This is a genomic window from Flavobacterium sp. 245 (genome assembly GCF_004362055.1).
GTDB lineage: Bacteria > Bacteroidota > Bacteroidia > Flavobacteriales > Flavobacteriaceae > Flavobacterium.
Window position 1 is genome coordinate 281,725 of record NZ_SNXB01000003.1, and the last position, 14,236, is coordinate 295,960.

The 14,236-nt window shown below is 34.1% G+C and carries 9 protein-coding genes; 1 reads left to right on the forward strand and 8 read right to left on the reverse strand.

Annotated elements, in window-relative coordinates; all coding sequences use genetic code 11:
- Positions 1-23: 23 nt before the first annotated feature.
- The 7 genes from EV145_RS07270 to EV145_RS07300 all read right to left on the reverse strand — a co-directional run bounded on the left by EV145_RS07270 (position 24) and on the right by EV145_RS07300 (position 11,088).
- Entirely contained in the window at positions 24-1,046 is a 1,023-nt protein-coding gene (locus EV145_RS07270; RefSeq protein WP_133524555.1) for a glycoside hydrolase family 43 protein, read from the reverse strand.
- 28 nt (positions 1,047-1,074) lie between these two features.
- A complete protein-coding gene (locus EV145_RS07275) occupies positions 1,075-2,508 on the reverse strand; it encodes an MFS transporter (RefSeq protein ID WP_133524556.1) in 1,434 nt (477 codons plus the stop codon).
- A 221-nt stretch (positions 2,509-2,729) separates the two neighbouring features.
- A complete protein-coding gene (locus EV145_RS07280; RefSeq protein ID WP_133524557.1) occupies positions 2,730-3,839 on the reverse strand; it encodes an endo-1,4-beta-xylanase in 1,110 nt (369 codons plus the stop codon).
- A gap of 168 nt (positions 3,840-4,007) precedes the next feature.
- Positions 4,008-6,602: a glycosyl hydrolase 115 family protein gene (locus tag EV145_RS07285; RefSeq protein ID WP_133524558.1), complete on the reverse strand. Its 2,595-nt coding sequence runs from the start codon at positions 6,600-6,602 to the stop codon at positions 4,008-4,010.
- A gap of 136 nt (positions 6,603-6,738) precedes the next feature.
- The gene (gene uxuA / locus EV145_RS07290; protein WP_133524839.1) at positions 6,739-7,902 is read right to left on the reverse strand and encodes a mannonate dehydratase; all 1,164 of its coding nucleotides are present in this window, start codon (positions 7,900-7,902) and stop codon (positions 6,739-6,741) included.
- Between the two features lie 124 nt (positions 7,903-8,026).
- Entirely contained in the window at positions 8,027-8,764 is a 738-nt protein-coding gene (locus tag EV145_RS07295) for an SDR family NAD(P)-dependent oxidoreductase (protein ID WP_133524559.1), read from the reverse strand.
- A 170-nt stretch (positions 8,765-8,934) separates the two neighbouring features.
- A complete protein-coding gene (locus EV145_RS07300) occupies positions 8,935-11,088 on the reverse strand; it encodes an alpha-glucuronidase family glycosyl hydrolase (protein WP_133524560.1) in 2,154 nt (717 codons plus the stop codon).
- 447 nt (positions 11,089-11,535) lie between these two features.
- On the opposite strand from EV145_RS07300, the gene EV145_RS07305 reads away from it, so the two are divergent.
- On the forward strand, positions 11,536-13,146 hold the full coding sequence (locus EV145_RS07305; RefSeq protein ID WP_133524561.1) for a murein L,D-transpeptidase: 1,611 nt from the start codon (positions 11,536-11,538) through the stop codon (positions 13,144-13,146).
- 51 nt (positions 13,147-13,197) lie between these two features.
- On the opposite strand, the gene EV145_RS07310 is transcribed toward EV145_RS07305, so the two are convergent.
- Positions 13,198-14,109 (reverse strand): hypothetical protein, encoded by a 912-nt coding sequence (locus EV145_RS07310; protein ID WP_133524562.1) that lies wholly within the window; start codon positions 14,107-14,109, stop codon positions 13,198-13,200.
- Positions 14,110-14,236 lie beyond the last annotated feature (127 nt).

Consider the following 14,236-nt stretch of genomic DNA (forward strand, 5'->3'; position numbering starts at 1 on the left):
AATTAATTTTGAAAATCGTCTGTTTAATCTTCTTTATATGGATCTATCGTTATAATCGAACCATCGGCATTATATTCAATTTTGGTCACTTTTATAGACCTCAAATGTGTTACTCCTTTTGACAAACTCGAATCATGGTAAAACAAATACCATTCGCCATTTATTTCGCAGATTGAATGATGCGAAGTCCATCCAACAACCGGATTTAAAATTCTTCCTTGATACGTAAAAGGTCCGTAAGGATTGTCACCAATTGCATAACAAATGAAATGCGTATCACCTGTTGAATAGGAGAAATAATATTTTCCGTTGTATTTATGAACCCATGACGCTTCAAAAAAACGACGATCGTTATCGCCAGCCAGAAGTTCCTTTCCGTTTTCATCGAGAATTTTAATCTCTTTTGGCTCTTCTGCAAACTCTTTCATATCATCTGTCAGCAAAGCCACAATTGGACCTAATGCTGTTTCATTTGCCTGCGGCTCTTCATTTGATTTATCATAAATATTGTTTCTATATTTTTGAAGCTGGCCTCCCCAAATTCCTCCAAAATAAATATAAAACTTTCCGTCATGATCTTCAAAAACAGCCGGATCGATACTATAACTGCCTTTTATGGCATTTTCTTCGGGCTTAAAAGGCCCCGTTGGAGAATCGCTTACCGCAACACCAATTTGAAAAATTCCGTCAGCACGTTTTGCTGGAAAATACAAATAATACTTGCCATTTTTACAAGCTGCATCTGGAGCCCACATTTGTCGCACGGCCCAAGAAACATCATCAACATGAAGTGCTACGCCATGATCTACAGCTTCTGCATCAACATTATCCATTGAAATAACGTGATAATCCTCCATTCCAAAATGGTCGCCATTATCATTAAACGGAATTCCTGCATCAATATCATGCGATGGATAGATATATATTTTGCCGTTAAAAACGTGTGCTGATGGATCAGCGGTATAAATATGATTTACTAATGGATTTGAAATCGCGCGCTTCTCTAACGCAACAAAGTCAATGTTTTCAATACTATCTTCAGGCATATTCTCTTTTTTTATTTTTTTTTATACACTAAACTCTTCTTTCTTTTAAATCAGATTCAATCTGCACTTCCATTTTCTTGTCAATTTTGTAGAAAAACAATAATCCAACACCAATAAGGAAAGGTATTGCTGGAAAAACGCTTACAAGAAGTTTAATTCCGTTTATAGCTATATCACTCTGTTGTGCAGCATTTGGCACATAATTAAAATAACCTAATAATGAAGTTGTCAAAGCGCCTCCAATACTCAAACCTGCTTTTAAACCTACCATCATGGCAGAGAAAATAATTGCAGTTGCTCTACGGTTATTGAGCCATTCTGAGTAATCGGCAACATCGGCAATCATCGCCCAAAGAATTGGGATTGTTATTCCATAGAAAAATCCATGCAGAATTTGGGAGAAAAATATAAAGCTGATGGATGTTGACGGAAAGAAATAAAAAGCGATGATAAAAAGTGTCGAAATGAATAAAAACAAACCGAACACATTTCGCTTTCCGTATTTATCGGCAAGGCCTTTAGACAAGGTAATTCCGACTATCATAAAGATAATACCTCCAGCATTAAACAATCCAAATCCGGCTGAAACAGGATCATTCCCAAAATGATTCAAACCAATATTTGATAAAGTATCCAAAATAGGCTGAATAAAAACTGCTAATTGCTCTTTATCTACATAATTTTCAAAATAATATACATACGATCCGCCTTTCATTGCCAGCGTGATAAAAACCAAAGTCGTAAGTGAAAGCATGATTACCCAAGGTCTGTTTTTGGCCAAGTCGCTTAAATCTTCTTTTACACTTGATTTTTGTTCCGGCTTTGGAATAATTCTTTCTTTTGTCGTCAAAAACGTGATTAAAAGCATGATGGTTCCGATAATCGCTAAAACCGTCATAACTTTTTCAATACCAATTGCTTTATCTCCGTTTCCGGCACTTTTTATAATTCCGAGCATAAATACCTGAACAAAAAACTGCGCAAACATAACCGCCACAAATCGATAGGAAGACATACTGTTACGTTCGCCCATATCACCAGTAATGACACCGCTTAAAGCTGAATAAGGCAAATTGTTTCCTGCATAAAAAAGCAATAATAAACTATACGTCACTACAGCATAAATTACTTTGCCCTGATAAGAAAAATTTGGTGTTGTAAAAGCTAGCAATGCAATTACTCCTAAGGGCACGGCAGTCCATAAAATCCAAGGTCTGAATTTTCCCCATTTAGTACTGGTTCTGTCGGCCAAAACACCAATAATAGGGTTAAAAATAAAAGCCGCAATTAAACCTACAACCAGCATTATTATAGAAGAATGGGCTGGCGATAATCCGTAAATATCAGTATAAAAATACGCCAAATAAGTCATCAAAGTTTGAAAGACTAAATTGGCCGCAAGGTCGCCTAAGCTGTATCCAATTTTTTCTTTTATGGATAATTTTTGGGAATTAAAATTCATTATTGGTTCGTGGTTATTTTGGTTAATTTTACAATCAGCACCTACAAAGATTTTGATTATATTAGTTAGCTCTTGTACTGATTTCAAAAGGTTTCCGCTTAAGCAATCGGTTGTGTAAATTTAGTAAAAAAAATATACCATCCAAATTTACTTTGCTTTATTACATTATTTTCAAAAAAACAGTCTTCAGGCATTCTCAATAAATAGAATTCACACCTTTTTTACTCTTTTTTCTCCTTAACTTGCAGTATACTGTCGTACGCTTTTTTATGTTTCAATTGAGCATCAAATGGCAAAGGATAATTTGTTCTACCTTTTATAGGCCAGTCATTTAACCAAGATTGTCCGTCATGAACACCCCAAAAAGTAACTCTGCTTATTTTGTCTTTATGCTTTAAAAATAATTTAAAAATAGAAGCATAACGTTCTGCTAATTTATTCTGAATAGAATCTGGCAATGCCTTTGGATATGGATTCATTTTTTCATTTCCTTCAAATTTCTGATTCACGTCAGCTCCTTTTAAATCCCACGGATTTGGTAATACTGTGATATCTAATTCTGTAAATGCAACTTTAATTCCTAAAGCCGAATATTCTAAAATACTTTTTTCAATTTCTTCTATTGAAGGGCTTGCTAATCGCCAATGGCCTTGAATTCCAACTCCATCAATTTTTCCGCCTGCTGCTTTTATTTTTTTGATCAAAGCAATTGCTCCGGCTCTTTTTGCTGGTTCTTCGATATTATAATCATTGTAATACAAATCAACTTTTGGATCTGCTTTTGCTGCTAATTTAAAAGCATCAACTAAATATTGTTCTCCCAGTGTATTCAAAAAAACCGATTTTCTTAAGGTTCCGTCATCGTTTAAAGCTTCATTGACAACATCCCAAGAATCAATTCTTCCTTTATATTTTGAGACAATTGTCGTGATATGATCTTTCATAAAAGCTTTCATCTCGGTGCTGTCTTTTATTTTTTCCATCCAAGGAGCCAATTGGCTGTGCCAAATCAAAGTATGTCCGTGAACAAACATTTTATTTTTTTCGCCATAAGCAACAAATTTATCTGCTAATGTAAAATCATACTTATCCTTTTGCGGATGCACAAACATTGATTTCATGATATTTTCCGCAGTGATAGCATTAAATTCTTTTTTAATCAATGAATCTTCTTTGGTATTTTTTTCTTGAATTTGGTCTGCGCTTAAAGCCGTACCAATATAAAAATCATTTTTATAGGCATCTTTTAACGACAGCGATTCTTTTTTGGAAGAACAGCTTACCATCAACAACGTTGCGACGGCAAACACATAAGGGTTAATAAATTTCATATTTTGTGGTTTTAATAGTTAATAGTTTTTTTCTTTTTTAGAAATTATTCTCAATCTTGTCATTCCGAAGAACGAGGAAGCTTCGTAAGTAGCTCCGTTACGAAAATCCAATCTTTGTAGAGTTTCTTGCGGAGATTCCTCGTTCCTCGGAGTGACAAATAGAACGAATTACTTCTTTCTAAAACTCTCCGGCGGCCCTAAATACGACTCCAAAACTTTTCCTTCTTCAGTTTCAATTACAATTTTCTGAAGTACCAATGCCGAATCAACAGCATAAATCTTCAGAACGTGATTTCCAGCTTTTTCTATTTGATGCGCTGATGTCAAAATTTTAATATTATTTGAAACCGATTCAGCCCAAGCTTTTTCTGAATTATCTGAATTAAAATTGATTATTTGAGGCTTTTCATCATCAAAAGCAATCCCGTATTTTAAACCGTCTCCCGTTTTAAAATTAATTGTCGGTGAAAAATAAGCCTTTACTTTCACATTTCCTTTGCTAAAAAAATGAACATTGTATTCTAATCTTGGCGACTTTTCCGAAATTTCAATCGGTTGAATATTCGAAGGTTTTATTGTTATTCCAGAATCTGTTTTACCAAGATTTGGGATTACCGTCCATTTTACTGCATCCGAATTTATAGCTTTAGAATAATTTTTACTTTCTATCGAAATATAACCGTTGTTCTCCACAAAGACTCGAACATGATCTAAATTCTTATTTTTATTAATTGATGTTTCAGCCTTCTCAGAAATTTTCGCTTCTACTTTATTTGAAACCTCAACTATTTTCGTTTTCGGAATTACATTTTTATCCGGTTGTTGCCAATTTGTATAACCAATGTGCGTCTGTGACATCATATGATTCCATTTGCCATTTGCCACTTTAGTATGATAGTAATTCGTAAGCAGACTATCTTTTTCGAATAACATTTTTACTTTTTCGGCATAATCATTTGCAACGGCTCTTCCCTGTTCTGCATATAAATGATTTTTAGCCGTTGCGACATACAACTCATTTAAATTTGCACTTGCCAAAACAGGAAATAAAACCAATTGATAATAAGCATCTTTATATTCCGGCTTCAATTTTTCGTTTATGGAATTGGCTTTTTCAACCAGTTTCTTATAATCTTCTAAAACGCTTTCTGCTTCATTATAATTGGTAATACTATACGTTTTTTCATCTAATAATTCAGGTTTTCTGCGCGCATTGTATTTGGTGTACAATTTTAAAATGGCCGCAATTTCTCCTGTAAACTGACCTCCGAAATTCTCTTTTGCCCAATTCACATAATAATCTTGTAAATTTCCGGCATTGAACTTTTCAGGATTCCATGCCATATCAAGGAAAAACTCAATTGGAAATTCCATTGGTTTTATGTCGCCAACGTTTACAATCCAGATTTTATCAGCTCCGTATTGATAGGCTAAATCCATTTGTTCCCAAGTGCGCTCGATTTGGTTGGTATTGATCCATTTATAATTTCGTGGCCCACCCACATAATCATAGTGATAATAAATTCCGTAACCACCTTTTCTTGGCTTTGCATTCAGTTCTGGCAGTTTTCTAATATTTCCCCAATTATCATCACACAGCAAAAGCGTTACATCATCGGGCACCGTCATTCCTTTGTCGTAATAATCCTGAACTTCTTTATAAAGCGCCCACATTTGAGGCGTTTCCTCAATCGGCTTTTTAGTAATTTCCTGAATGATATTTCTTTGCGTTTTTACGATATTTTCCAAAAGTCCAATTGCAGTTCCTTCGGTCATTGGTTCATCGCCGTCGCCTCGCATTCCAATTGTCACAATGGTTTCTTTATTTCCCATTCTTTTAATTCCGTCTTTCCAGAAATTAATCAGGTTTTCAGAATTGGAATTAAAATCCCATTTTCCATTTTCTTTTCCCCATTCTGCGTGCGCTCTTGTTAAAGGCTCATGATGCGAAGTTCCCATCACAACTCCATATTCATCGGCCAAAACAGCATTCTGCGGATCCTCCACATAAAACATTCTTCCCCACATTGCCGGCCATAAATAATTGCCCTTCATTCTCAAAATCAAATCAAAAACGTTTTCATAAAATTTCGAATTGAATCCTCCAAATTTTTCAAAAGCCCAGCCAGTTAATGCAGGCGCTTCGTCATTTATAAAAATACCGCGATACTTTACTTTTGGCTCTCCCTGCGAATGAATTCCAGGTAAAACATGCAATTCCGATTGTTTTTTGACTGGAACATCGGCCCAAAAATACCACGGTGAAATACCAATCTGACTCGACAAATCGTAAATTCCGTAAATTGTTCCTCGCTTGTCTGAGCCTGCAATTACCAAAGCTTTTTTTATTCCTTTAAACGGATTTTCTACAATTTTCGTGGTAAATTTTTCCCATTTTCCTTGAAGCTGATTGGCATCAATTTTCCCGTCTTTGACTAATTGATTTATGATTTCGCTTTTTCCCAAAGTTCCAATAATGACAACAAAATCTTCGGCTTCAGAAATCGTTTTAATTCGCTTTGGATGCAAATCTGAAACTTTAAAAATATCATTTTCTAAATGTCCCGCAACTTTTAAAACGCCCGAAAAATCATCTTCACTGACTAAAATTGAAGCCGTCTTTCCTTTTGAAACCAAAGGGAAATTTTTGACAGAAGCTTGATTTACTACGTATTTATCTGGATTTATTGCATATGAATTTGTGCTTAATCCGATTAGGAAAAGCAGAGAAATTATATACGTTATTTTATTTTTTAAACACATAGAGTCACAAACTTTTTTATTTAATCTCGCAAAGTCGCTGAGTCGCTAAGGTTTTTACTTATTTTAAGCCTTAAAAAACTCTGCGCCTTTGCGTCTTTGCGAGAAATTCTCAGCGCGAAAGACTTAGAAACTTTATTTACAAATTCAATTTATAAGCAATTCCCATTTCTAAACCTCTTAATTCAGCCAAACCTTTTAATCTTCCTGTCAATGAATAACCAGGATAGGTTTCCGTTACCTCATCAACCGCGTGCAGAAATCCGTGATCGGGACGCATTGGCAGACTTACTTTTGTTTTATTCATTACTAACAGTAATTTTTCTACTATAATTTCCATTTTGACGTCGCCATCTAAATGTTCTGATTCACGGAAAATAGTTTCGCTTTCGCGAATGGTATTTCGGAGATGCAAAAAGTGAATTCTGTCTCCATAATCATCAATTATTTTTTCGAGATTATTTTTTGGATCGGCACTCAGCGAACCCGTGCAATAACATAATCCATTTGCTGCTGAAGGAACCTCATCAAAAATCGCTTTTAAGTCTGCTTCTGTTGAAACAATTCTTGGCAGACCTAAAACTGAAAAAGGCGGATCATCAGGATGAATCGCTAATTTAGCGCCAACTTTTTCCGCAATTGGAGTAACTTCAGATAAAAAGTAAATCAGATTTTCTCTTAATTTTTGATTATCTATAGCAGCATAATTTTCTAAAAGTGCCAAAATTTGTTCGGCTGTAAAATTGATTTTACTTCCCGGCAATCCTAATAAAACATTTTTAAACAATAATGCTTTTTCCTCTTCAGATAATTGGTTTCCAAATTGTAACGCATTTTCTTTTTCTAAATCGGAATAATCATTTTCTGAATTTGGTCTTTTTAAAAGAAAAACATCAAAAAAAGTAAAAGCATCCTGGTTGTATAATAAAGCTTTGCTTCCATCAGAATTAATAAAATTATGATTCGTTCTTACCCAATCCAGAATCGGCATGAAATTATAAGTAATGATTTTGATACCGCATGCTGCCAAATTTTTTAAACTGATTTTGTAATTTTCAATGTATTGAAGATAATTTCCAGAAGCCTTTTTAATTTCTTCATGAACCGGAAGGCTTTCTACAACCGACCATTCAAGACCACCATTTTTAATAATTTGTTGTCTTTCTTTAATTTCATCAATTGTCCAGATTTCTCCAACTGGAATATGATGCAAAGCTGTGACAATTCCGGTTGCTCCAGCTTGTTTGATATCTAATAAAGTAACGTTGTCCTGAGGTCCAAACCAACGCATTGTTTGTTGCATTTTTGTCATACTGACTGTTTTTTATTTAATCTCGCAAAGTCGCAGAGTCGCTAAGTTTTATTATAAAAACTTAAAAAGAATCTCTTTGCGCCTTTGCGCCTTTGCGAGAAATTTTCAACGCTTATTAAAACCCAATACTATTTCCGCCGTCAACAGGCAAAATAGTTCCGGTTGTGTATTTTGATTCGCTCAAAGCGAAATAATAAACAGCATCGGCAATATCTGAAGGTTCTCCTAAAAATCCCATTGGCGTTCTTCCCAGCACTTTGTTTTTTCTTTCTGGATCGCTGTCCAAAGCTTTGGCCGACATTTTAGTTTTAATAAAACCTGGAGCAACACAATTAACACGAATTCCAAACGGAGCCAATTCTACTGCCATCGCACGCGTCATCGATTCGATTGCGCCTTTGCTGGCTGAATACGCTATTACTTTCGGAATTCCGTATTGCGATGCCATCGAACTGATGTTTACAATACTTCCGGCGCCATTTTCTTTCATGTTTTTTACAACCGCTTTACTGACTGCAAAAACACTCAAAAGATTGGTGTGAATTATTGATAAAAAATCTTCATCGGTAACGTCTAAAAATTCTTTTTTCAGATTGATTCCGGCATTGTTTACCAAAATATCAATTGGACTATTTTTAGCAATGTTTTCAATCATTGCTGGAATTCCAGCCAGATCATTCAAATCAAAAATTACTGGAACAGCGTTTTCTCCAATTTCTCTGCAGGCCTCTTCTGTTTTTTCTTTTGATCTTCCAATGATGTAAGTTGTGATACCATTATCACAAAGTTTTTTTGCTGTTGCAAATCCTAAACCCGAATTTCCTCCGGTTACAATTGCCGATTTCTTGCTCATAATTTTTTTAAATATATATATTTTTAGCACGCTGATGAAACGGATTCGCTATCGCGAAAACGCTGATTTACACGGATTTTTTATTATTATTTTAAAAGGGAAAAACCCGTTTTTTTCCGTGTCTTCGCGATAGCGAATCCGTCTAATCCGCGTTACATTTACTCAATTTATTACCCATTTCCTGGTGCAAATGGGAATTTTAATGATTTAAAATAGTCTAATGTTTGTGTCGGTTTTTCTACTCCCGACGGAAGTTCTTTACCTGAATATTGCTGAAAATAAAGTAAACAGGCATCGCGCCACCATTTTGCTTCTTTATACTGAATTTCTAATAACATTTGAACTTCAGAAAAACGTTCACTGTCAATATATTTTTCAGTTTTGTTCCAAACGTTCCGCATTGCTGCAACCTCATCTACACCTTCCTGATATTTCAATGCTAAGCCATTCCAAAGTGTTTGGCCATTTTTCAATTTATAATCCCACGAAACGTGGTGAAACCATAATAAATCTTTCTCTGGACAAGTTTGCAAGTTATCAAAAAGCTTTTCGACTTCGGGTGCATATTGCGCTGTGGCATTTGTACCCGTTTTTGATCGGTCAAAACCAATTCCGTTTTTATCTGCTTTATGATAATACACCGGATTCCATTCTGGTCGGGACAAATTCGAAACCCACGGCCCTGGCCCATAATGATGACCTGTATCCATAATATGATGCAGACCAAGCGGTGTCATATAATCTACAACCGCTTCGCGCGATTCCATCATCATTTTTTTTACTGGTTTAAGGAAATTTTCATCATTCGAAAAAGTGCTTCTTAACCATTCATCAGCGATAACTTCTGAATCTAAATAAGGATTCCACGCCAATCTGCCGAAACCGTACCAATTTGCCTGCGCAAAAGGATGTCCGGTCCAGTTTAAATCATTTCCAATGTTGGCCACGCCGGCAATTCCGGTAATTTTATTATGGTGTAAAGAGCCATCAACAACCTTTGCAACCGTTGAACCTTTTCCTTTTTGATACGTGTCTGATTCTAAAACTTCCTGAAATAATTTAGGCAGAAAAACCAAATGTGTACTGAAACCCAAATACTCCTGAGTAATTTGAAATTCCATCATTAAAGGCGTTTTTGGCATTGCTCCAAATAAGGGATGAAATGGTTCTCTTGGCTGAAAATCAATTGCTCCGTTTTTAACCTGAATGATTACATTTTCTTTGAATTTCCCATCATAAGGTTGAAATTCAGCGTAAGCTTGTTTAGCGCGGTCATTCGCATCATGTTCTGAATATACAAATGCACGCCACATAATTACTCCTCCAAAAGGCGCAACAGCATCGGCAAGCATATTAGCTCCATCAACATGATCTCTGCCATAATTTTGCGGGCCAGGCTGACCTTCAGAATTTGCTTTTACCAAAAAACCACCAAAATCTGGAATTCGTTTATAGATTTCGGTTGCTTTATTTTTCCACCAATTCATCACTTCGAGATCTTTTGGATCGGCTGTTTTTAAATTTCCAATTTCAATTGGTGCCGAGAATCTTGCGGTCAAATAAACTTTTATTCCGTAAGGCCTAAAAACATTCGCTAAGGCTTCGACTTTTTCTAAATATTGTGGCGTCAGAATAAGTGCATTGGCATTTACATTGGTTAAAACCGTTCCGTTAATTCCAATTGAAGCATTTGCTCTAGCATAATCAATATAACGCTGATCAATAAAATCAGGCAGTTTTTGCCAGTTCCAAAGTGAAAATCCGGCATAACCGCGTTCTACAGTGCGGTCGAGATTATCCCAATGATTTAAAATTCTGATGTTTGTTTTTGGAGAATCAGCAATATTTAAATTTTTAAGAGACTTATTTGTCTGCAGTATTCTCAGAAAACTAAAAACACCGTATAAAACGGCAACATCATTTTTTCCTGTAATAATGATTTGTTTTTTATTTTGAATGGAAACCGATTTGATGATAAAGCCTTCATTGTTTATTTTATCAAAATCAGAGCTAACCAACTTTTTTATTTCAGGATTTAATGAAGATGCAGCGCCTACAATCAGATTATTTTCTTCTTTAATTTCCGATTTTATTTGAGGGATATTTCCCAACATACCCAAAAATCCGGCTTGAAGTTCTTTCTGAGCAACTTTAATCGTTTCGGAGTTTCCTAAAACAACAATGCCTTTAAGATTGTTTTTATATTCTGAAGCCATTACAGCATTGTTCACTGCAGTATACTGGAGCCACAATTTATAATCCTTTTGTGCCAAAGTGGAAAAGGAAATCAGAAGAAAAAGGAAAACAAATCGTAATGAAGTCATTTTGGTTTTTTAATTTATTCTTTAAAATTTCAATTCTGAATGCATCAGTGTTTTTCGTTAGCATAAAAATATTTGATAAAATTTTAATTCAAAAAATACATTATTCGAAATAAAACAACAATTGCAATCGGTTGCGTAAAAATATAAGTTTGCATTTGAAGAAAAAAACTTTTGCTTCATTTTTTTTAAAAAAATAATTTCTTTAACAAATAAAAGCAGGATAATTTGAAAAACTATCCTGCACTTTCTTTCACTTTAGTAATGTAATTTTCGCTTTTAACAATTATTGTTTTTTTTGAACATTTTCTTAAAATATAAACCTCAAAATATTAAGATATTTTTTATAAATTTGAGTACAAATACCGATTTCCCCAAATCATTTTTTTTACAACTTACTGCTTGTTTCCAATATTTTCTTAAAGGATTTGTAACGTAATATCGAAAAAAATGAAAAACTTTACTTTTGCCGTAATTCTTTTACTGGGATTTTTTTTAAGTTCCTCAACTGTTTTTTCAAAAAATGATCTGCCAATTTCTGAAGCGCATAAAATAATTTCTGTTGCCGCTCCAGAAATTACTAGTGCCTCAATCGCTGCATTTTTCAAAAAATATTCTGATTTGAAAGCCTATCAAACAGATGTTACGGCTTTATATAAGGATAAAGCATATAAACCAATTTGGTATGCAGGAAATGATATAAACGAATTTGGATATCTTTTATATCACAAATTAAATTCAACTTACGAAGAAGGTGTTCAAATAGACATTCCTTATAAAAATAAACTCGATGACGTTTTTGATGAGGAATCAGTATCAAAATCAAAAATTTCTGATTCTGATACTGAACTTTTACTGAGTTCAATGTATATTTTATACGCCAAACACGTTTACAAGGGAATTGATGCCGATGAACAAAACAAAATTCAATGGTATTTGCCTAAGAAAAAATTGTCTTATGAATCGTTGTTAGATTCAATTGTAAGCAATCCAGATTTATTGAAAGAAAATAAAAAAATTCTTTTTAGCCAATATTACAAACTTCAGGAAGTCTTAAAAAAATACCGTGAAATTGAAAAAAACAATCAGTGGAATGTTATTCACATGGATACTCCGTTTCAAGATTTACGTCCAGACGCCACTTCGCAGACTATTGCCGATGTAAGACAGCGCTTATTTGTAATTGGTGACTTGGCAAAAGATTCTAAAAGCAATTTTTATGATCGGGAATTAATGGACGGCGTAATGAAATATAAAATCAGACATGCGTTGACGCCTAATTATATTATTTCAAAAGAACATGTTGATCAAATGAATGAACCAATCAGCGATCGAATCAAAACGATAATGCTGAATATGGAACGCTGCAGATGGATTCCGGCTTCTTTGGAAAATCAAAGCGAATATGTGATGGTCAATATTCCGTCGTTTATGCTGTATTTTGTGCGAGATAAAAATTTTGATATTGTTTCGAAAGTTTTTATTGGAACTCCCTTGACCAAAACCGTGATTTTCAGTGGTCAGATTGATCGAATTGTTTTTAGTCCGTATTGGTATGTTCCGACTAGCATTATCCAAAATGAATTAAAACTAAAAATGGCCGAAGACAAAAATTATCTGGCCGATCATAATATGGAATGGAATGGCGGGAAAGTGAGACAAAAACCAGGGCCGGATAATGCATTAGGACTTGTAAAATTCATGTTTCCAAATCCTAATGATATTTACATGCACGATACTCCATCGAAATCTTTGTTTGGGTTTGAAAAACGTATTTTCAGTCATGGCTGTATCAATGTTGAAAAAGCTAAAGAACTTGCCGTTTCAATGATGAAAGATTATCCCGACTGGACAATTGATAAAATAAATGCGGCAATGAGTGGCGAAAAAGAAACGCCATTTTTGTTGAAGAAAAAAATCCCAATTTATATAGGCTATTTTACCGCCTGGGTAACGATAGATGGAAATATGAATTTTTATCCTGATGTGTATAAAAGAGATACTACCCTAAACGAAATGTTGTTCCCACAAGACACCGCATATAAATCGGATCAAGAGTAAAAATCAAAGTGATGAAACCTCCCAAAAAAGTTTATTTTGGGAGGTTTTTTTTTATTTTTTAGAACCGCATTTTTCTGCATATTTATCAAATATGCCTTGCGTTACAGCTCTTAGTGCTTTATCATTTACCGGATTTCTTCCATGTGTATTAAAAAATTCAACAACATTATCTTTTTTAGAATACCACATATTACTATAATTAGTTGTTGTATCACAGACTCTTAATTTTCTAAAATCCAGAAGATTTTCATCATATGGAATTATTTTATTTTGATTCTTTAAAATATTTGAATTGCAATCTACAATGTCAAAATGATCTTCAGACCATTGCATGCAATTCTTTTTAATAAATGCAAAATAAATTGTTACTGCTATTAAACAAAAAATAACTGCAGTAGAAATCATAGCCGGTTTTGATCTATTAAATAGCTTTTCAAAATACTTAGTCTTCCAAACTGACTTTTTTGATTGTGAATCTTCTTCTACTTTTTCAGATAGCAAACTTGCTTTTTTTGTTTCCGAAAAACTTTCTGTTTCTTTTTCTACAACCTCATCAACCAATTCTGGATCAGCAGAATTATCAATTGATTTCTCTTCCCTAATTCCATTCTTTTCAAAATTTCTATAAGGCTTTAATTTAAAATCAACCAAAACTGCTGCAAACTCGATTGTTTCATCAGTTGGCGATTCCGTTTTTCCAAGAATAAAAGCTCCAATTGGCTTTAATTTATCTGTCTGTTCTTTTAGCTGATTTTTTTTATGTATGCTAAACTCAAAATCAAAGAAGTTTTGAAAAGCTTTTAAATCAGCTGTATTGTTATTTTCTCTAAATCTTTCCCAACATAATTTTCTAAGATTAGCTTGTGTTGGAGAGCTTAAATATTTAGCATATTCTCCTGTTTTTTCAATCTCATACTTTGCTTTTATAGCTTTTTTATATTCTTCAAAAGTATTTTTACACATAGGCTTTTCGGATTTCTTAGGATTTTATTTTCGGATTTCTTAGGACATTTTAGGAAATATTTGGAATTCAAAAATTTAAATCGGAATTCCCGGAATTCCGTAGCAATGTCGGCGTGTAAGCGTTGTT